Source organism: Mycoavidus sp. HKI, assembly GCF_020023735.2.
Lineage (GTDB): Bacteria > Pseudomonadota > Gammaproteobacteria > Burkholderiales > Burkholderiaceae > Mycoavidus.
On record NZ_CP076444.2, the window covers coordinates 1,435,147 to 1,454,532 of the forward strand.

The following is a 19,386-nucleotide window of genomic DNA, read 5'->3' on the forward strand; positions in this document are numbered from 1 at the left end:
TTTAGTTTCAATTGAACTCATCTATCAAACCTTTACTACAGGGTTACACGGCGGAAATCGGCTAGCACAGCAGCCAGATAGGCGTTAAAACGAGCCGCTTCAGCGCCATCGATAACGCGATGGTCATACGATAAAGAAAGCGGCAGCATGAGACGTGGCATGAACTGCTGACCATCCCATACCGGGCTTAGCGCACTACGGCAAACGCCCAAAATAGCCACTTCAGGCGCGTTGATAATGGGCGTGAAGTAGGTGCCGCCAATACCGCCTAACGAAGAAATTGAAAAGCAGCCACCCTGCATCTGGTCAGATTTTAGCTTGCCTTCGCGGGCGAGTTGAGCCAGTTCTGCGGTCTCTTGTGCAATTTCCTGCACCCCTTTTTGATCGGCATCTCGAATCACCGGCACCACCAGACCATTCGGGGTATCTACCGCAAAGCCAATGTGATAGTACTGTTTATAAATCAGGTTATCGCCATCCAGACTAGTATTAAAGCTGGGGTATTGTTTAAGCGCCGCAACGCTGGCTTTGATTAAAAAAGCCAGCATGGTGACCTTGGCGGCAGTTTTATTATTTTCTTGGTTTAGCTTTACCCGGAAAGCTTCAAGCTCTGTAATATCAGCATCTTCATTGCTCGTCACATGGGGAATCATGACCCAATTGCGATGCAGGTTAGCGCCTGCAATTTTTTTGATACGCGATAAGGGCTTGGCTTCGACTGGGCCAAATTTTGTGAAGGCAACTTGTGGCCAGGGGAGTAAATTGAGGCCACCACCGGCGCCGCTCGCTACCGCGCCCGAGGCCGGCAATCCACCTTGCAATGCAGCCTTTACGTAAGCGCGCACATCGTCTTGTGTGATACGTCCTTTAGGCCCGCTGCCGCTAATCTGCTGCACATCGACCCCAAGCTCGCGCGCAAATTGGCGTACTGAAGGACTGGCATGGCTTGCCGTGCGGTCTGCTGGCGGGCTGGCTACGCCAGTTAGAGCCGTTGCCTCTGCTGACGTTGGTGCTAACGCGGGGCAAGGCGGCTGGCTCGAGTTGGCTGAGACTGCTCCCTGCTGCTCAGTGGGCGCACCTACTGTACTCTGCGCTACCGGCAATTGAGGGCGATTCGTGGCCGCTTCTTGAGCCGGCGACGCGTGCTCGGCTAGCGGAGCTTCAGCCACGCTCTCAAGCAAGACAATCACTGTGCCCTGAGAAACACGCGCGCCGGGTTTCACTTTGATTTCTTTGACCCGACCAGCGCTGGGACTCGGGATATCCATCGTGGCTTTGTCCGACTCGAGACTCAGCAAAGACTGCTCTTCCTCAACCATGTCTCCTGGACCCACCAGCACTTCAATGACTGGCACGTCAGCGTAGTCGCCAATGTCCGGTACTTTAATTTCAATGATTTGACTCATTATGTGTTCTCTAAGAGGAGGATATGCAACCCGTATAAGGGGCTGCACTATATCCTATCCATACATCGATATGAACAGGCCTACTAAACGGTCATTGGGTTAGGTTTAGCCGGATCGAGCTGATATTTGGCTAATGCTTCAGCCACCAGCTGTGGCTTAATCGCGCCTTCATCCGCCAAGGCTTTGAGCGCCGCCACGGTGACCCAATAGCGATCAACCTCAAAGAAGTGGCGCAGCTTCTCGCGTGTATCCGAGCGGCCAAAACCATCTGTCCCCAAGACCACATAGCGACCTGGCACAAAAGCCCGGATTTGCTCAGCAAAGGCGCGTACATAATCCGTTGCCGCAATCACTGGGCCTTTGGCGTCTTTTAGCAATGTCTCAACGTGAGAGTGCTTTGGCGCCTCAGCAGGATGGAGTAGATTGTGTCGCTCAGTGGCTTGCCCATCTCGAGCAAGCTCAGTAAAGCTTGGGCACCCCCATAGATCGGCAACCACCCCCCAATCTTTTGCTAGTAGGTCGGCAGCCGCAATCACTTCATTGAAAATGGTACCTGAACCGAGCAGTTGCACGCGGGGCATTGTGTCCTGCTGAGAATCGGCTTTCTTAAAGCAATACATGCCTTTCACAATATCTTGCTCAATACCTGCCGGCAATGCCGGATGCTCGTAGTTTTCATTCATTACCGTAATATAGTAATAAACGTCTTCTTGCTCCTGCACCATCCGGCGCAAGCCATCTTGCATAATGACCGCGAGCTCATAGCCAAATGTCGGATCATAGCTTACGCAGTTTGGAATCCCGGCTGAAAACAGATGCGAATGGCCATCTTCGTGTTGCAACCCTTCGCCATTGAGCGTCGTGCGTCCAGCTGTCGCGCCCAGCAAAAAGCCACGCGAGCGCATATCGGCAGCAGCCCATGCCAGATCGCCAACGCGCTGAAAGCCAAACATCGAATAAAAGATATAGAAGGGAATCATCTGCTCGCCGTGCGTTGAATACGCCGTTGCCGCCGCGATCCAGTCGCACATCCCGCCCGCTTCGTTAATCCCTTCTTGTAAAATCTGGCCAGTTTTTGATTCTTTATAAAACATCAGCTGATCAGAATCCTCCGGCACATATTTTTGGCCGTCCTGATTCCAAATACCAATCTGCCGGAACAAACCTTCCATGCCGAACGTCCGCGACTCATCCGGCACAATCGGCACGATCCGCTTACCCAACGCTTTATCTTTGAGCAAGATATTTAAAATCCGCACAAAAGCCATCGTCGTTGAAATCTCGCGGCCTTCTCCGGTTCCTTTTAAAACCGGTTCAAAACTAGTTAACGCGGGCACTGGCAACGGCTCAGCCTTAGCGCGGCGAGCCGGCAAATAACCGCCTAACGCCATGCGCTGCTGCCGCATATAGGTCAGCTCTTTTGAACCCTCTTCAAATTTCAGGTAAGGGACATCGGCCAGGGCTTCATCTGTAATCGGCAGACGGAATTGATCACGGAATTTTTTCAGTGCATCAATCGGCATTTTCTTTTGCTGATGGGTGATATTCATCGCTTGACCTGCTTCACCCATGCCATAGCCTTTAATTGTTTTGGCTAAAATTACGGTGGGTTGGCCACACGCTTGCGACGCTGCGGAGAAAGCTGCATAAATTTTATGCGGATCGTGTCCGCCACGATTTAAGTTCCAAATATCGTCATCTGACCAATCTGAAACTAATGCTTTGAGCTCTGGTGTATTGAAAAAATGCTCGCGCACATAAGCGCCGCTTTCAGATTTGTAAGTTTGGTATTCGCCATCAACGACTGCCCTCATGCGGCGCATCAGTACACCCGTTTTATCACGGGCAAACAAAGCATCCCAGCGGCTGCCCCAAACGATCTTAATCACATTCCAGCCCGCGCCACGAAAAGAAGACTCCAATTCCTGGATAATCGAGCCACTGCCGCGCACAGGACCATCGAGCCGCTGTAGATTGCAGTTCACCACAAACACCAAATTATCGAGCCGTTCGCGGCCGGCCATGCCAATCGCACCGAGGGACTCGGGCTCATCGGTCTCGCCATCGCCCAAAAAGGCCCATACTTTGCGCCCTTCGGTTTGAACGATGCCACGCATCGCTAGGTACTTCATGAAGCGCGCCTGATAAATAGACATAATTGGCCCCAACCCCATCGACACGGTTGGGAATTGCCAAAAATTCGGCATTAACCATGGATGCGGATAAGACGAAATGCCGTTGCCCCCCACCTCTTGGCGGAAATTATCCAGTTGCTCTTGCGTCAGCCGGCCCAACAAAAAGGCTCGCGAATAAATGCCCGGCGACGAATGGCCCTGCATAAAAATCAAATCGCCCCCATGCTCCTTAGAAGGCGCATGCCAGAAATGGTTAAAGCCCACGTCATACAGCGTAGCGGCGGAGGCAAAGGAGGCGATATGGCCACCTACGTTCGTCTCTTTACCCGCGCGCAAGACCATCGCAACGGCATTCCAGCGCGTATAGGATCGAATGCGGTGTTCAATGTCCGAGTCCCCAGGATATTGCACTTGCTGCTCAACTGGAATCGTATTGATATAAGGCGTGGTTGCCGAAAATGGCAAATGAGCGCCACGCAAGCGGGCGAGCTCAATCTGTTTTTCAATCAAATAGTGAGCACGTTGCGGGCCAACACTGGCCAGCACGCCTTCAAGCGCCTCTAGCCACTCACCCGTTTCTTCGGGATCTTCATCGTGTTCGACAGCAATATATTTCAACACTTCCTTGGGTACGGCAGACATTTTGTCTCCTGATGAAAGAACTGCTTCCCTGTTTGACGTATTTCGCTTTAGACAGCGATTTAAGCCGAAACAGGTCTTAACGGCCAAATTGTAAAGAGCGCACATTCAGCAATGCAAGAAGAATTTCCAAATTACGGGACATATTCCCATAATGTGAAAAATTATTGCATTGCAGCATAAAATTGAGGGCAAAACAAAGCTCGGTGAGCGCCGCCCGCGACAGAGATCAAACATGCGTTGAGAATAACCATGCCTCTTTGCAGCAATGACATAGCCAGTATAATGTGTTGCTTTCCATCAACAAGGTATTTGTTTTGTAGCCTCATCGACACTCTACAATTTTGCCAGACTACAAAACTCGCCCTCTACTATCTCATGACCGCTACTTTAATTAACGGCAACGCCCTCTCAAAAATTGTCCGCGCTGACGTCGCCGCGCGCGCTGCTACTCTTGCCCAACAAGGATGCCGGCCTGGGCTGGCGGTGATATTAGTCGGCGACAATCCAGCCAGTGCTGTCTATGTCCGCAATAAAGTGAAAGCCTGTGAGGAACATGGCCTGCACTCTTCATGCGACCGTTACCCAGCAAATCTCAGTGAAGCCGAGTTGCTAGCGCGCATTGAGATGCTCAATCGCGACCCAGCCATTCACGGCATTTTGGTGCAATTACCTCTGCCGGCACATATTAACAGCCATAAAGTGATTGAAGCCATTGCCGCCGCTAAAGACGTGGATGGCTTTCATATTGCCAACGCCGGCGCCTTACTCACTGGCCAACCGCGCTTTCGACCCTGTACGCCATACGGCGTTATGAAGATGCTGCAAGCTTCACAGATTCCGCTGAGCGGCGCCGAGGCGGTCGTGATTGGCCGCTCAAATATTGTCGGCAAACCGATGGCGCTGCTGTTACTTGAGGCTGGCGCCACGGTCACCATCTGCCATAGCAAAACGCGGGACCTGGCCGCTCATACGCGCACAGCGGATATCGTGATTGCAGCTGCCGGTCAGCGCAATCTCCTGACGGCCGATATGGTTAAACCCGGTGCGACCGTCATTGATGTTGGCATGAACCGTGATGAAGCAGGTAAACTTTGCGGTGATGTTGATTTTGAACAGGTCAAAGAAGTGGCTGGCCACATCACGCCGGTACCTGGCGGCGTCGGTCCAATGACCATCACCATGTTGCTTGTGAATACCGTTGAAGCGGCCGAACAAGCATGTACAGATCACCTCAATTCACAGATCGCTTAAAAATTTTATGAAATCTGATAATCCGCTGCTCGACTTTTCCGATTTACCACGCTTTGCGCAGATTCGCGCCGAACACGTCACGCCCGCGCTGGATGAGTTGCTCGCCAATGCAACCGCCGCCATTGAGCGTGCCAGTGCAACTGACACGCCGGCTGACTGGCAAAATATAGTGGCGGCCGTCGAGCGCGCAACCGAGCCGCTGTCGCGCGCGTGGGGCGTAATTGGTCACCTCAATGCGGTGGCTGACACCCCAGAGCTACGTGCAGCGCACAGCGAAAACCTCCCACGTGTCACTGAATTCTGGACCAACGTCGGCCAAAATTTAGCGCTCTACGAAAAATATAAGGCGATTGCGGCAAACCCCGATAACTCAGACTTATCTGCGGCACGTAAAAAAATCCTCGATAATGCGCTACGCGAATTCAGGCTTGCCGGCGCTGAGCTAGATGACGCCAGCAAGCCACGTTTTGCGGCCTTGCAAGAGCGTCAAGCGAATTTATCAAAAGCCTTTTCTGACCACGTGCTTGATGCCACCAATGCCTATTCATATCTAGTGACCAATGAGGCTGAGTTGGCCGGCTTGCCCGCCGATGTGCGCGAGAGCGCGCGTCACCTGGCGACTAAAAATGGTCAAGCAGGCTGGGCCTTTAGCTTGCATTTCCCGTCGTATTTCCCGGTGATGCAATCTGCTCAACATCGGCCACTGCGCGAGGCAATGTACCGGGCATATCATAGCCGGGCATCAGAATTGGGCGTCCAATACAGCAACGGTAAGCTTGAGTGGGACAATACCCAAAATATCATCGAACAGCTTACCCTGCGCGCCGAAGAAGCGCATATGCTCGGTTACGCCAATTTCGCTGAAGTGTCACTGGCCTCCAAAATGGCCGAGTCCCCAGCGCAAGTCAAACAGTTTCTTGATGATCTAGCGCAACGCGCCCGCCCCTATGCAGAAAAAGACTGGCAGCAATTACAAGATTTTGCCGCCAGCGAGCTTGGCTTGGCCGAGTTGGCGCCATGGGATATTACCTTTGCCTCTGAAAAATTGCGTGAGCAGCGCTATGCGTTTTCTGAAAATGAAGTCAAACAGTATTTCCCTGAAAATACCGTACTTGCCGGTCTATTCAAAGTTGCCGAAACGCTTTTTAATATTACTTTACGCGCTGACCACGCGCCGGCCTGGCACCCCGATGTACGATTTTTCCGCATCGAAAACGCCAGTGGCCAATTAATCGCCCACTTCTACCTTGATCTTTACGCCCGCGAAGGCAAACGTGGCGGCGCCTGGATGGATGATGCCCGGGCTCGTTGCCGCCAGCAAGATGGTGCCATCCAAACGCCGGCTGCCTACCTAGTATGTAATTTCTCAGCACCGATCGGCGACAAACCTGCCTGCTTCACGCACGATGACGTGATTACCCTGTTCCATGAATTTGGCCACGGGCTGCACCATATGCTCACGCGCATTGATGAACTCGCCGTCTCCGGCATTAATGGCGTTGAATGGGATGCGGTTGAATTGCCGTCGCAATTTATGGAAAATTTCTGCTGGGAATGGGAAGTATTGCACGCCATGAGCGCGCATATTGATACTGGCGAGCCACTACCTCGAACTCTGTTTGACAAAATGCTGGCCGCCAAAAATTTTCAAAGTGGTTTAGGCACGCTCAGGCAGGTCGTTTTGTCGATGTTTGATTTGCATTTACATACTGACTTTGACCCGACTGGTACCACCCGCGTCGACGAACTGGCACGCGCTCTGAATGACACCTACCATGTCATCTCGCAGGCCCCGTTCTCGCGCTGGCCAAATACCTTCAGCCATATTTTTGCAGGCGGCTATGCGGCTGGCTATTACAGCTATAAATGGGCCGAAGTGTTATCCGCCGATGCTTATGCGGCATTCGAAGAAGCCGCGCAAGCCCAAAATGGCAACGTCCTTGACCCGATTATCGGCGCTCGCTACCGCACAGAAATACTTGAAACCGGGGGCAGCCGGCCCGCGATGGCGTCATTCACAGCGTTTCGCGGTCGTGAACCCACGCTTGATGCGTTGTTGCGCCACCATGGGATGAACGTTTAAAGATAGCCGAGACAGCCTCTAAAATCAGAGGCTGTTTAGCAGCGTCAGCATAGTTGCGCGGCACACTACTTTGCTCACGCGCCTCAAGAAAGGCGCTGACGAAGGCCTTCAGCCGGGTTAAATCAAACACATGGCGGTTGCCCCTGCTGCCACACCAAAAATCATACACAAAAATTGCATCAATAAGCTTGCGCTCTCAATTAAAACCAAATAGAATAAATATAACTTTAATAGGTTAAATAGATGGAGATTAAATAATGCGAGTAGTCGATATTTATGAAGCACAAATCAAGTTATGCGGCCTCATTGAGGCGGCGCTGGCGGGCGAGCAAATTGTAATTGCCGATGGCAGTCGTTTTTTAGTTAAGCTCGTGCCGTGGAAGCAAAATGCCAACATGCACTATAAACCTGGCTTAATGCCTCAAAAGCATTCGCCTCTGAGAAGGTTACCCGAACAAATATATGCACTGTTTAAACGGAGAGAGGTTGCATAGTGCTTACCAGCAACAAATACGAATATGCTACATTAACTCAATATAGGACGCTTCTCATGAGTAAATTAATCTTTGACACTTACGAGTTCATCAAGCGGCTGACTGCAGCCGGCATGCCGCTCGAGCAGGCGGAAACTTTATCCGGCCTGCAAGCGCAGCTTATCGATGAGAGATTAGCCACAAAAGACGATTTAGCCCAGCTTGAAGTTCGGGTAGATGAAAAATTTTCTCATGTGCATAAAGATATCAGTGAATTACGCAAAGATATAGATACCCGCTTTGAACTTGCAAGCAAAGATACGGATATCAAGCTTTCCAAGCTAAGAGATACTTTAGTGGCCTGGGTGATCGGTCTGTTTTTAGCACAAACGAGTTTATTAGTTGGCTTATTCAAATTACTGCCCACTTCTTCAGCAGCGGTTTGAAGTGTAGTAGTTCTGATCACAGCTAGTACAATTAATGCACTACCCGCTCAAAGACAAACCGCCCATCTTGATAATCCACCGGAATCAAATCTTTCGGGCCAACTTTTCCTGAAAGAATCAACTTTGCAATCGGGTTTTCGATTTCCTGCTGAATAGCGCGCTTAAGTGGGCGAGCGCCAAATAACGGGTCATAGCCAATCGCGCTGATTTGTTTCAGCGCTGCCTCCGATATCTCCAATTGCATGTCGAGCTTTACTAGACGCTCAGTCAAGTTAGCCAGCTGGACTTTCGCAATAGACTCAATCTGCGCGCGATCCAGCCCATGGAAGACGACCACTTCATCAATCCGGTTTAAAAACTCTGGTTTGAAATGCTGTTTGACTTCAGTCCACACGGCATCACGCACCGCCTCATGAGGCTCATCCACCATCGCTTGAATCAGATGCGAGCCCAAGTTAGAGGTCATTACAATCACGGTATTCTTAAAGTCAACTGTACGCCCTTGCCCATCGGTCATGCGGCCATCGTCTAGTACCTGCAAGAGAACGTTGAAAACATCGGCATGCGCTTTTTCAATCTCGTCAAGCAGAATAACGCTATAGGGTTTGCGCCGGACGGCTTCAGTCAGATAACCGCCCTCTTCATAGCCAACGTAACCAGGCGGCGCGCCAATCAGTCTTGCTACACTGTGTTTTTCCATGAATTCGCTCATGTCGATGCGAATCAAATGATCCTGCGAGTCAAATAAGAATGCAGCGAGCGCTTTACATAGCTCCGTCTTACCCACGCCGGTTGGGCCCATAAACAAAAAAGAACCATACGGCCGCCCCGGATCTGCTAAGCCGGCCCGCGAGCGCCTGATGGCATCGGCCACCGCACGAATCGCTTCGTCTTGGCCAATGACACGCTCATGTAGCTTGGCTTCGATATGCATCAGCTTATCTCGCTCGCCTTGCATCATGCGAGCGACTGGAATACCCGTTGCGCGCGAGACCACTTCAGCAATTTCTTCCGCGCCCACTTGGGTGCGTAATAACTGCGGGCGAGTGGCTCCCGGCTTTTTTTCGGTTTCGGCTTGGGTCACCTGTTTAAGCTGTGCCTCCAATTGAGGAAGTTCGCCATATTGCAGTTGCGCCACCTGATCTAGCTTACCTTCGCGCTGCAAGCGAGCAATCTCAACCCGGGTGCGCTCAATTTTTTCTTTAAGGTGTGCGCTACCTTGCACGGCCGCTTTCTCGGCATTCCAAATTTCTTCGAGATCGGCATATTCCTTGCCAAGCCGGTCAATTTCCACCTCAATCAACTGCAAGCGCTTTTGCGAGGCTTCATCTGGCTCTTTTTTGACCGCCTCACGCTCAATTTTTAACTGAATCAAGCGGCGCTCAAGCCGGTCCATGGCCTCCGGCTTAGAGTCAATTTCCATTTTAATTTTGGCAGCGGCCTCATCGATTAAATCAATCGCCTTGTCCGGTAAAAAACGGTCTGTGATATAACGGTGCGAAAGCTCAGCAGCCGCTACAATCGCTGGATCGGTAATCTGAATGCCGTGATGCAATTCGTATTTTTCTTGCAAGCCGCGCAAAATTGCGATGGTGGCTTCTACGCTAGGCTCGTCAACTTGCACCCGCTGAAAACGCCGCTCAAGCGCGGCATCTTTTTCGACATATTTGCGGTATTCATCAAGCGTAGTCGCGCCAATGCAATGCAACTCGCCGCGCGCGAGCGCAGGCTTCAGCATGTTGCCTGCATCAAGCGCGCCTTCAGCCTTGCCAGCACCCACGACAGTATGAATTTCATCGATAAAAACGATTGTCTGCCCTTCGTCCTTGGCAACGTCGCTGAGCACGGCTTTCAGCCGCTCTTCAAATTCGCCACGATATTTTGCACCTGCTAAGAGGGCCGCCATATCGAGCGATAAAACACGCTTACTTTTAAGTGATTCCGGCACTTCTCCGTTGACGATGCGTTGTGCAAGCCCTTCGACAATTGCCGTTTTGCCCACGCCAGGCTCACCAATTAATACCGGGTTATTTTTTGTGCGGCGCTGTAAAATTTGGATTGACCGGCGAATTTCGTCATCGCGGCCAATCACCGGATCAAGCTTACCCGCCCGCGCCCGCTCAGTTAAGTCTAGCGTATATTTCTTCAGGGCCTCGCGCTGGCTTTCTGCTTCTGGGTTACGCACAGAGTCACCACCCCGCACAGCGGCAATCGCGGCCTCTAGCGCCTTGCGCGTTAAGCCATGCTGGCGCACCAACTGACCTATTTCATTTTTATCGTCGGCTAGCGCCAGCAAAAACATTTCGCTGGCAATATAGCTATCGCCGGCTTTTTGCGCTTCTTTATCCGTCTGATTCAACAGACCTGTAAGATCACGGCCAAGCTGCACATTGCCATCCGTGCCTTGGACTTTTGGCAAACGCTCAAGCGCACTACTGAGCGCTTGCTGCAATGCCTGAAGGTGCACTCCAGCATGCGCCAGTAATGAGCGTGCAGCACTATCGGGCTGCGCGAGCAGCGCCAACAGCAAATGAGCCGGTTCGATATATTGATGATCGTTGCCAACGGCCAAGCTTTGCGCATCAGCCAATGCTTGCTGAAATTTGGTGGTAAATTTATCAATTCTCATTGAACGCCTCTATCTCGGTTACTGCACTACAAGTTAGGGTGACTGATGAGTTTTTCAAGGCCGTCTTAGCAAAACCACCGCCTCCGCAGAGATGCCTTCGCCCCGCCCAAGAAAACCAAGCTTTTCGTTAGTTTTCGCTTTGACATTCACACAATCGAGCGGCACCTCTAGGTCAGCGGCAAGATTTGCGCACATCATATCAATATGAGGCGTGAGTCTAGGCGCTTGCGCAATTACCGTACTATCTAGATTAACCACCATATAGCCCGCAGCTTGCACTCGATTTAGCGTCTCGCGCAGCAGCGTCCGGCTATCAGCGCCCGCAAACTGCGGATCCGTATCGGGAAAATGCCGCCCAATATCGCCCAGCGCCGCCGCGCCCAAAAGCGCATCAATCACGGCATGCAGCAACACATCGGCATCCGAATGGCCGAGTAATCCTCGCTCGTAAGGTATTCGCACACCACCAATGATAAGGGGCCGCTCTGGCACCAACTCATGAATGTCATAGCCCTGTCCAATACGAAATTGCATGCTTAAATCCCCTTATGTTAGATTTTTTGACGACCCAGGATGGCTTCGATGATGTCGAAATCATCCGGGTAGGTGACCTTAAAATTACGCAAGCTGCCTTGTACTAGTTTAGGCGAATGTCCTAACCCTTCAAAAGCACTCGCCTCATCAGTGAGTATATGCCCTTCTTGCTGCGCACGCACGAGCGCATGACGTAGCATCCCTAGTCTAAACATTTGTGGTGTCTGCGCTAGCCATAACTGGGTGCGTGGTTCGGTGCGCAAAATAGCCGGTAGCGACGGTGCAACCCCTGCTGCAACCTCACTCGCCGGCGCCTGGCGCTTTAAGGTATCCGCCAGTGGCAATGCCACAATGCCACCCACCGGATCATCACGTACGGCACGAATCAGCGAACGGATCAACTCTGGCTGGATACCCGCACGGGCGGCATCGTGCACCAACACCCAATCATGATCACGCGCGCCAAATTCCGCCAACGCCTTTAAGCCGTTAAGGACCGACGCTTGGCGACTGTCACCGCCACAGCGGCGCACCGCAAAACGCAAGCCACTAAAACGGCGTGGGTCAAAGTGAGTATCATTGGGCGCCAATACCACGAGCGTTTGGGTTAACTCAGAACACGCATCAAAAGCCGCCAGCGTGTGATAAAGCAGATTGTGACCTGCCACCATGCGATACTGCTTGGGCAATTGAGCGCCTGCCCGCTGCCCAGTGCCAGCACATGGGATAACTACAAAAAGACGTTCATTCACAAGCACTTTATCGTCAACCAAAATAAAAAAATCGATTCAGATTCTATAATAGCCCCTTTGCGGCGAAGTTCTGAAAGAGCTCGCCACGCTACTTATGTATTATGCCTTGTTGCTCTATGCCTGAAAACATCACGCTCGCTTCTCCTCCTGTCCCTAGCTTAGTCAAGCCCGGTCAGCGCTTTGTCTTTGATGGCGCATACGGCTCAGCCGATGCGCTGGCACTCGCGCGTTATTTCACCACCCATCGCCCACAGTTACCCTTGCTGGTGGTCTTTTGCGCACTCGCAGCCGACGCTCAGCGACTGCAGCATGAAATCGCTTACTTCGCACCTGAAGCGCGCGTACGCCTTTTGCCGGACTGGGAAACCCTGCCTTATGATGCTTTTTCGCCACATCAGGATTTGGTTTCAGCACGGCTGGCAACCCTGCATGATCTGAGCGCGGGGCGCTGCGATATTGTGCTGGTACCCGCCACCACCGCCCTTTACCGGATGGCGCCGCCCTCTTTTATGGCGGCCTACACGTTTGAATTTACGCAAGGTGAGCAGCTTGATACAGCACAACTTAAAGCGCAACTGACCCTCGCCGGTTACGAGCATGTCAGCCAGGTCATGCGACCCGGCGAATATTGCGTGCGTGGCGGGCTGATTGATCTTTTTCCAATGGGCTCTGCGTTGCCTTACCGGCTTGATTTATTTGATCATCAAATTGATTCGATCCGCGCTTTTGATCCAGATACCCAACGCAGTCTCTACCCAGTGCGTGAAGTAAGATTGCTACCGGGCCGTGAATTTCCGTTTGACGAGCCTGCGCGCACTGCGTTTCGCAGCCGCTGGCGCGAACTCTTTGAGGGCGACCCAAGCCGGGTGCCGCTTTATAAAGACATTGGCGTCGGCATACCGTCAGCCGGCATTGAATATTATTTACCGCTGTTTTTTGACAAAACAGCAACACTTTTTGATTATCTGCCGCCCACTGCTCACTTAGCAATGATTGGCGATCTAGATACAGCAATCAAGCAGTTCGCCGCCGATACGAAACAGCGTTACACATTTTTGTCTCATCATCGCGAGCGGCCCATTCTAGAACCGGCACGCCTTTTTTTGTCAGATGAGGATTTTTTTACCCAGGCTAAACCTTTTGCGCGCCTTATTCTAGCAACGCCAGCTGCCGGCCAAGCGCGCCGCACGCACTGGGCTGAGCCACTGCCGAACCTCTCAGTGAACCGTCAGGCCAGCGACCCGGTGGCCGCACTTCGTGACTGGCTAGGCAAGACATCGCAACGCGTACTGATTGCGGCCGAATCCGCTGGGCGACGCGAAACCATCCTGCAAATGCTTGGCGAGCATTCTCTCAAGCCCGCTGTGCTTGACACTTTTGCGGCTTTTACAGATGAGACGCTGCGCTTTGCACTAACGACCGCGCCACTGGCCACGGGCTTTGCCTTACCCGCCGAAGATCTTGCCATCATCACAGAAAGCGAACTGTACGGTGGGCTGGCGCGACGTGTCGGACGCCGCCGGCAAGAACAAGCGAGCGACGTCGATGCGATGGTGCGCGATTTGTCCGAACTTAAAATTGGCGAACCCGTCGTGCATAGTCAACATGGCATTGGACGCTATCACGGCTTAGCCTCAATGGACTTAGGCGAGGGCGAGACTGAATTTTTACACCTCGAGTATGCCTCCAATAGCACGCTCTACGTGCCGGTTTCGCACTTGCATATGATTTCGCGCTATAGCGGCGCTAGCCCAGAGAATGCCCCCCTCCATGCACTCGGTTCCGGCCAGTGGGAAAAAGCCAGGCGCAAAGCCGCCCAGCAAATCCGCGACACTGCCGCTGAACTGCTCAATCTGTACGCTCGCCGCGCGGCCCGCGAGGGGCATGTTTTTTCTCTATCGCCCGATGATTACGAACGTTTTGCTGAAAGTTTCGGCTTTGAAGAAACGCCGGATCAGGCCGCCGCGATTGCGGCTGTGATGGCAGATATGACCAGTGGCAAACCGATGGATCGACTGGTCTGCGGCGATGTCGGTTTTGGTAAAACAGAAGTGGCGCTGCGTGCTGCCTTTATTGCGGTGTTAGATGGCAAGCAAGTGGCGCTGCTAGCGCCCACGACACTTCTGGCCGAGCAACATTTTCAGACTTTTTCCGATCGCTTCGCAGATTGGCCGGTTAAAATTGCCGAGTTATCGCGCTTCAAAACCACCCAAGAAATTGCTCAAGCAATCACTGCATTGCAGGCCGGCACCGTCGATATTGTGATTGGCACCCACAAATTATTGTCGCCACAAATCAATTTTAAGCAACTCGGGCTGGTCATTATCGACGAAGAGCACCGCTTTGGCGTACGCCAGAAAGAAGCGCTTAAAACCTTACGCGCGCAAGTCGATGTGCTCACGCTTACCGCGACGCCAATCCCCCGCACGCTGGGGATGGCGCTGGAAGGGTTACGCGATTTCTCGGTGATTGCCACCGCCCCTCAAAAAAGGCTAGCGATTAAAACTTTTGTGCGCCGCGAAGACCACAGCACAATCCGCGAGGCCATGCTGCGCGAACTCAAACGCGGCGGCCAAATCTATTTTCTGCATAATGAAGTTGAGACCATTCAGCAGCGTCGCCTGATGCTCGAAGAGTTGATGCCCGAAGCCCGCATCGCAGTCGCGCATGGGCAGATGCACGAACGTGAGCTGGAACGCGTGATGCGTGACTTTGTTGCTCAGCGCACCAATGTGCTCTTATGTACCACCATCATTGAAACCGGTATTGACGTACCCAGCGCCAACACGATTTTGATGCATCGCGCAGATAAATTCGGCCTCGCCCAATTGCATCAGTTACGTGGCCGCGTTGGCCGCTCGCATCACCAAGCTTATGCTTATTTACTGGTGCACGATCCAGAAGCGTTAACCAAACAGGCCATGCGCCGACTCGAAGCGATTCAGCAAATGGAAGAGTTAGGCTCAGGCTTTTATCTAGCCATGCATGACCTTGAAATCCGCGGCACCGGTGAAGTCCTGGGAGACAAACAGTCAGGGGAAATTCATGCCATTGGCTTTCAACTTTACAGCGAGATGCTGCATGATACCGTCAACGCACTTAAAGCTGGCCATGAGCCGGATCTGACCGCACCGCTTGCCGCTGCTACAGATATCAATTTACATGTCCCCGCACTGTTGCCTGCAGACTATTGTGGCGACGTGCAACAGCGACTGTCTTTATACAAACGACTGGCAGGCTGCGCCCTTGACGATGCTATCGATACCATCCACGAGGAACTGATTGACCGCTTTGGCAAGCTTCCCCCGCCGGCCCACGCACTGATTGAAACACACCGCTTACGCGTAGCCGCCAAACCCCTTGGCATTATAAAAATCGATGTGTCAGAAAGTGCAATCACCCTGCTGTTTATGCCTAACCCACCGATCAACGCGGCGTACATCATTGCGCTGGTACAAAAGCATCGTCATATCAAACTGATTGGGCAAGACAAGCTGCGGATTGAAACTCAGGCGCAGGATCTGCCGGCACGGCTGACGACGCTAAGAGCGACCTTACGTATGTTGCGTGGGTTAGAGTGACAAGTATAAAGAGGCGTATTTTTATTGTATTTTGGCGCGCCCGGCTGGGATCGAACCAGCGACCTTCGGCTTCGGAGGCCGACACTCTATCCACTGAGCTACGGGCGCTTGGCAAAGCGAGAGACTGCTAAGCGAAGTCGCAAGGATACCCGTTTCAGCTCACGAAGTCTATGTGTTCAGTGTGAATATCTAGCTATCTGCCCTCTGATCGGGCTTTTCCATCAAAAACACCCCCCTCAAATCAATCGTTTAAACTTATAATTTGTTGATATCGTTCAATAATGGAGACAAAACTAGCATGAGCGAAAACCATCACGACGCACTCATTAAAACTCCGCGGCAGCTTATTGTAGTCGTCATTGCTTCTTTTTTGATTCCAGTCGTAGGCATTCTCTTGCTGATCGAATATGTTGATAATACCTATCGTGCAGGCACAGGCACCGATGCTATGTCACCAGCCTCCATTGCTCAGCGCATCGCCCCCATCGCTCAGCTCGAAATCCGCGAAGCAGCAGCAACACCAGCATTAAATACCGCCGCCACCACGCCAGAAAACGCTTTGCCGACTACGCAAACTACCGCCTCAGCCGCGCTGGCTGCACTGTCTGCAATCCCCACCCCATCAGTTGCCGGCAGTGGCGCCGATCTGGCGCAAGCCGGCAAAGCGCTCTACTCACAATTTTGCGTTGCCTGTCATGGCACTGGCGTGATGGATGCCCCTAAACTCGGCGATAAAACCGCCTGGGCGCCTCGCTTAAAAGAATCGATCGAGACCATCTATAAATACGCTCTGCATGGCAAAGGCAATATGCTGCCTAAAGGCGGCTCAAATGCCCCTGATGCTGAAGTTAAAGCAGCGGTTGATTATATGATCAAAGCCGTTAAATAAAATTGATTGATCCCTAATCAATAGGGCGGCGAGACTAATTTAACAGGGCTTTTAAATTAGCCAAACGGTCTTTCGGCGTCATCGGGGCGTCTTCTGGCGCGCCCGGCGCACTCTCCTCCAGCACCATTTCTGCAATAAAACGCGACGGTTCACATACTTGCGTTTGCTGCGCATAGTTACGTTTAGTGCAATACGTAAGATGTAGACTGCGCTTGGCGCGAGTAATGGCGACGTACATTAAGCGTCTTTCCTCTTCAATGCGCGCATCATCCATTTCAACACCTTCGCCCCCTCGATGCGGCAAAATTCCCTCTTCACAGCCGATTAAAAATACATGCGGATACTCAAGTCCTTTGGCTGCATGTATGGTTGACAGTCGCGCTGCATCAGGGTCTTCATCACGGCCCTCAAGCATTGACATCAAAGCCACCATTTGAATCAGTTGCAATAAGTTTTTACCTGTATCGGAGAGACCATCGGCCGTATCAAAGCCAGTGGCTGTTTGCTCCTCTAGCTCAGGCTTAGTGCCTTTACGTTTAAGCCACTCAAGAAATTCAAGGACATTTTGCCATTTGGTCCGCGCCTGGCGCTCATCATATGTATCATATAGATAAGCCTCATACTGAATGCCCGCCATTAAGTCATCCAGCAAAACCGTCGCGGGCTCTTTCGCCGCGCGGACCCGCAAGCGCTCAATAAAATCACAAAATGCGCGCAGCGGCTCAAGTTGGCGCACCGCAAGCCGTGCTTCAAGCGCCCCCATATAAACCGCCTCAAACAGCGAACACTTCGCTTGTCCAGCAAATGCGCCAAGGGATTCAAGCGTCGTGTTACCCACACCACGGCGAGGAGTGGTGACCGCCCGAATAAACGCTGGATCATCATCCGCATTGGCGATCAGCCTTAGATACGAGCACACATCCTTAATTTCAGCGCGCTCAAAAAATGATTGCCCGCCTGATAAGACATATGGAATTCGCTCACGTCGCAGCACTTTCTCTAATACCCGCGCCTGAAAATTACCGCGGTACAGAATCGCATAATCGCGAAACTGCGCCCGCCGCTCAAAGCGATGTGCGGAGAGCCGAAATACCACTGACTCAGCCTCATGCTCGTCATCATTAGCCGCCGTTACCGTAATCGCATCGCCCACCCCATGTTCGCTCCATAATTTTTTCTCGAACAGCTTGGGATTGTTAGCAATCACATTGTTAGCCGCATCCAAAATACGCACGGTCGAACGATAGTTTTGCTCCAGCTTGATCACTTTTAGCGCAGGAAAATCAACTTGCAGTTGCTTGAGGTTTTCCAGTGTCGCGCCACGCCAACCGTAAATCGCTTGATCGTCATCACCCACCGCTGTAAATGCTGCCCGCGGCCCAGCTAGCCACTTCAGTAAAGTATATTGGCAAGCATTGGTGTCCTGATATTCATCAATCAGCAAATAACGTAAGCGGTTTTGCCATTTGTCGCGGATCTCTTCATTAGCCGCTAAAAGCTCGGCCGGAATACGGATCAAATCATCAAAATCCACTGCCTGGTAAGCGCTCAGCGTGGCGACATAATTACGATAAATCAGTGCTGCCTGATGCTCATCTTCATCGCTAGCGTTGGCAAGCGCGCTCTCCGGCGCTACCAGCGCATTCTTCCAAAGCGAAATCGCGCTTTGAATACGGCGGATCAGTGCTTTGTCAGTGGTGGCCGCTTGCTCTTGGACCATCGTAAAGCAATCTTGCGCATCCATGATCGAAAACTGCGGCTTCAAGCCTACATGCTCGGCTTCTTGCCTGAGCATTTGCAGGCCAAGCGAGTGAAAGGTGCAAACCGTGAGTTGCTTAGCAGGTATCTTGCGCCCTTCCTTGCCAGGCGCAGACATGGTTTTGCCTTCCAGTAGCTGAGCCACACGCTCACGCATTTCGGCAGCGGCTTTATTGGTAAAAGTTACGGCGGCAATATATTTAGGCTCAAAGCCTCGCTCTTCAATCAGATACGTAATTTTTTGCGTAATCACGCGCGTTTTGCCGCTGCCCGCGCCCGCGAGCACCAGGCAAGGCCCATCAAGATAGCGCACCGCTTCGCGCTGCGCTGGGTTCAAACCAGCGGACATCGTATGCTTTATATTCAGATAAAAAGGCCGTGAATCGGCACAAGGGGGATGATCTTAACACGCGCAGAAAAAATATTGAGATGCGACTTGTTAATGCAAAAACGCATTACAGATTGGCATCAACGCAGCCAATGCCGACGACATCATTTCGGCAGAAGAAGTCGAAGACGAAGCAGCGACCTAGCGCACAGAAACACGGTGCAAGATAACTGGCGCTAGCTCATGCAACTGGTCTGGACTCGCCCAGCCAAGAAGACCGAAAAGCCATTCGTAAGTATATCGCTGCCGATAATCCAAATGCAGCGCTCGACTTACACTGGCTCAGCGGGAAACACAATATGCTACCATCCGATTTAATTATAATATAAAGGAGACATAACCATGAGCGAAACGATTTGCGCCTTCCAAGGGCGGCGCTTTTTTCGACCAAAAACCCAATATGTTGAACGTCGCTGTGT

12 protein-coding genes and 1 tRNA gene are annotated in these 19,386 nt (G+C 52.0%); 6 read left to right on the forward strand and 7 right to left on the reverse strand.

Annotated features, from left to right (window positions below; translation table 11 throughout):
- Positions 1-35 precede the first annotated feature (35 nt).
- Both KMZ15_RS05670 and aceE read right to left on the reverse strand, forming a co-directional pair.
- Positions 36-1,406: a dihydrolipoyllysine-residue acetyltransferase gene (locus KMZ15_RS05670; protein ID WP_223691489.1), complete on the reverse strand. Its 1,371-nt coding sequence runs from the start codon at positions 1,404-1,406 to the stop codon at positions 36-38.
- A gap of 83 nt (positions 1,407-1,489) precedes the next feature.
- Entirely contained in the window at positions 1,490-4,183 is a 2,694-nt protein-coding gene (gene aceE / locus KMZ15_RS05675) for a pyruvate dehydrogenase (acetyl-transferring), homodimeric type (protein ID WP_223691491.1), read from the reverse strand.
- 375 nt (positions 4,184-4,558) lie between these two features.
- Here aceE and folD point away from each other — a divergent pair, with 375 nt between their 5' ends.
- The 4 genes from folD (at position 4,559) to KMZ15_RS05695 (ending at position 8,436) form a co-directional block, all read left to right on the forward strand.
- On the forward strand, positions 4,559-5,434 hold the full coding sequence (gene folD / locus KMZ15_RS05680) for a bifunctional methylenetetrahydrofolate dehydrogenase/methenyltetrahydrofolate cyclohydrolase FolD (RefSeq protein WP_223691494.1): 876 nt from the start codon (positions 4,559-4,561) through the stop codon (positions 5,432-5,434).
- A gap of 7 nt (positions 5,435-5,441) precedes the next feature.
- Complete coding sequence (locus KMZ15_RS05685) at positions 5,442-7,517, forward strand: M3 family metallopeptidase (protein ID WP_223691497.1); 2,076 nt, start codon at positions 5,442-5,444, stop codon at positions 7,515-7,517.
- 257 nt (positions 7,518-7,774) lie between these two features.
- Entirely contained in the window at positions 7,775-8,011 is a 237-nt protein-coding gene (locus KMZ15_RS05690) for a type II toxin-antitoxin system Phd/YefM family antitoxin (RefSeq protein WP_223691499.1), read from the forward strand.
- 56 nt (positions 8,012-8,067) lie between these two features.
- Entirely contained in the window at positions 8,068-8,436 is a 369-nt protein-coding gene (locus KMZ15_RS05695) for a CCDC90 family protein (protein ID WP_223691501.1), read from the forward strand.
- 31 nt (positions 8,437-8,467) lie between these two features.
- On the opposite strand, the gene clpB is transcribed toward KMZ15_RS05695, so the two are convergent.
- From clpB to ispD, 3 genes are read right to left on the reverse strand one after another with little or no spacing between them, the layout of a single operon-like run.
- Positions 8,468-11,065, reverse strand: a complete 2,598-nt coding sequence (gene clpB, locus KMZ15_RS05700; protein WP_223691504.1) for an ATP-dependent chaperone ClpB — start codon at positions 11,063-11,065, stop codon at positions 8,468-8,470.
- Positions 11,066-11,119: 54 nt separating this feature from the next.
- Positions 11,120-11,599 carry a 2-C-methyl-D-erythritol 2,4-cyclodiphosphate synthase gene (gene ispF, locus KMZ15_RS05705; RefSeq protein ID WP_223691506.1) on the reverse strand — a complete coding sequence of 160 codons (480 nt, stop codon included), beginning with the start codon at positions 11,597-11,599 and terminating at the stop codon, positions 11,120-11,122.
- Positions 11,600-11,616: 17 nt separating this feature from the next.
- Positions 11,617-12,351 (reverse strand): 2-C-methyl-D-erythritol 4-phosphate cytidylyltransferase, encoded by a 735-nt coding sequence (ispD, locus tag KMZ15_RS05710; protein WP_223694727.1) that lies wholly within the window; start codon positions 12,349-12,351, stop codon positions 11,617-11,619.
- A 116-nt stretch (positions 12,352-12,467) separates the two neighbouring features.
- Between ispD and mfd the strand changes: the two genes are divergently transcribed.
- Positions 12,468-15,932 carry a transcription-repair coupling factor gene (mfd, locus tag KMZ15_RS05715; RefSeq protein WP_223691508.1) on the forward strand — a complete coding sequence of 1,155 codons (3,465 nt, stop codon included), beginning with the start codon at positions 12,468-12,470 and terminating at the stop codon, positions 15,930-15,932.
- A gap of 32 nt (positions 15,933-15,964) precedes the next feature.
- Here mfd and KMZ15_RS05720 read toward each other — a convergent pair.
- Positions 15,965-16,040, reverse strand: a tRNA-Arg gene (locus KMZ15_RS05720).
- Positions 16,041-16,230: 190 nt separating this feature from the next.
- Between KMZ15_RS05720 and KMZ15_RS05725 the strand changes: the two genes are divergently transcribed.
- Positions 16,231-16,821, forward strand: coding sequence for a cytochrome c5 family protein (locus KMZ15_RS05725; RefSeq protein ID WP_223691517.1), 591 nt, complete (start codon positions 16,231-16,233; stop codon positions 16,819-16,821).
- 34 nt (positions 16,822-16,855) lie between these two features.
- Here KMZ15_RS05725 and KMZ15_RS05730 read toward each other — a convergent pair whose 3' ends face one another.
- Positions 16,856-18,928, reverse strand: a complete 2,073-nt coding sequence (locus tag KMZ15_RS05730) for a UvrD-helicase domain-containing protein (RefSeq protein ID WP_223691519.1) — start codon at positions 18,926-18,928, stop codon at positions 16,856-16,858.
- Between the last annotated feature and the right edge of the window lie 458 nt (positions 18,929-19,386).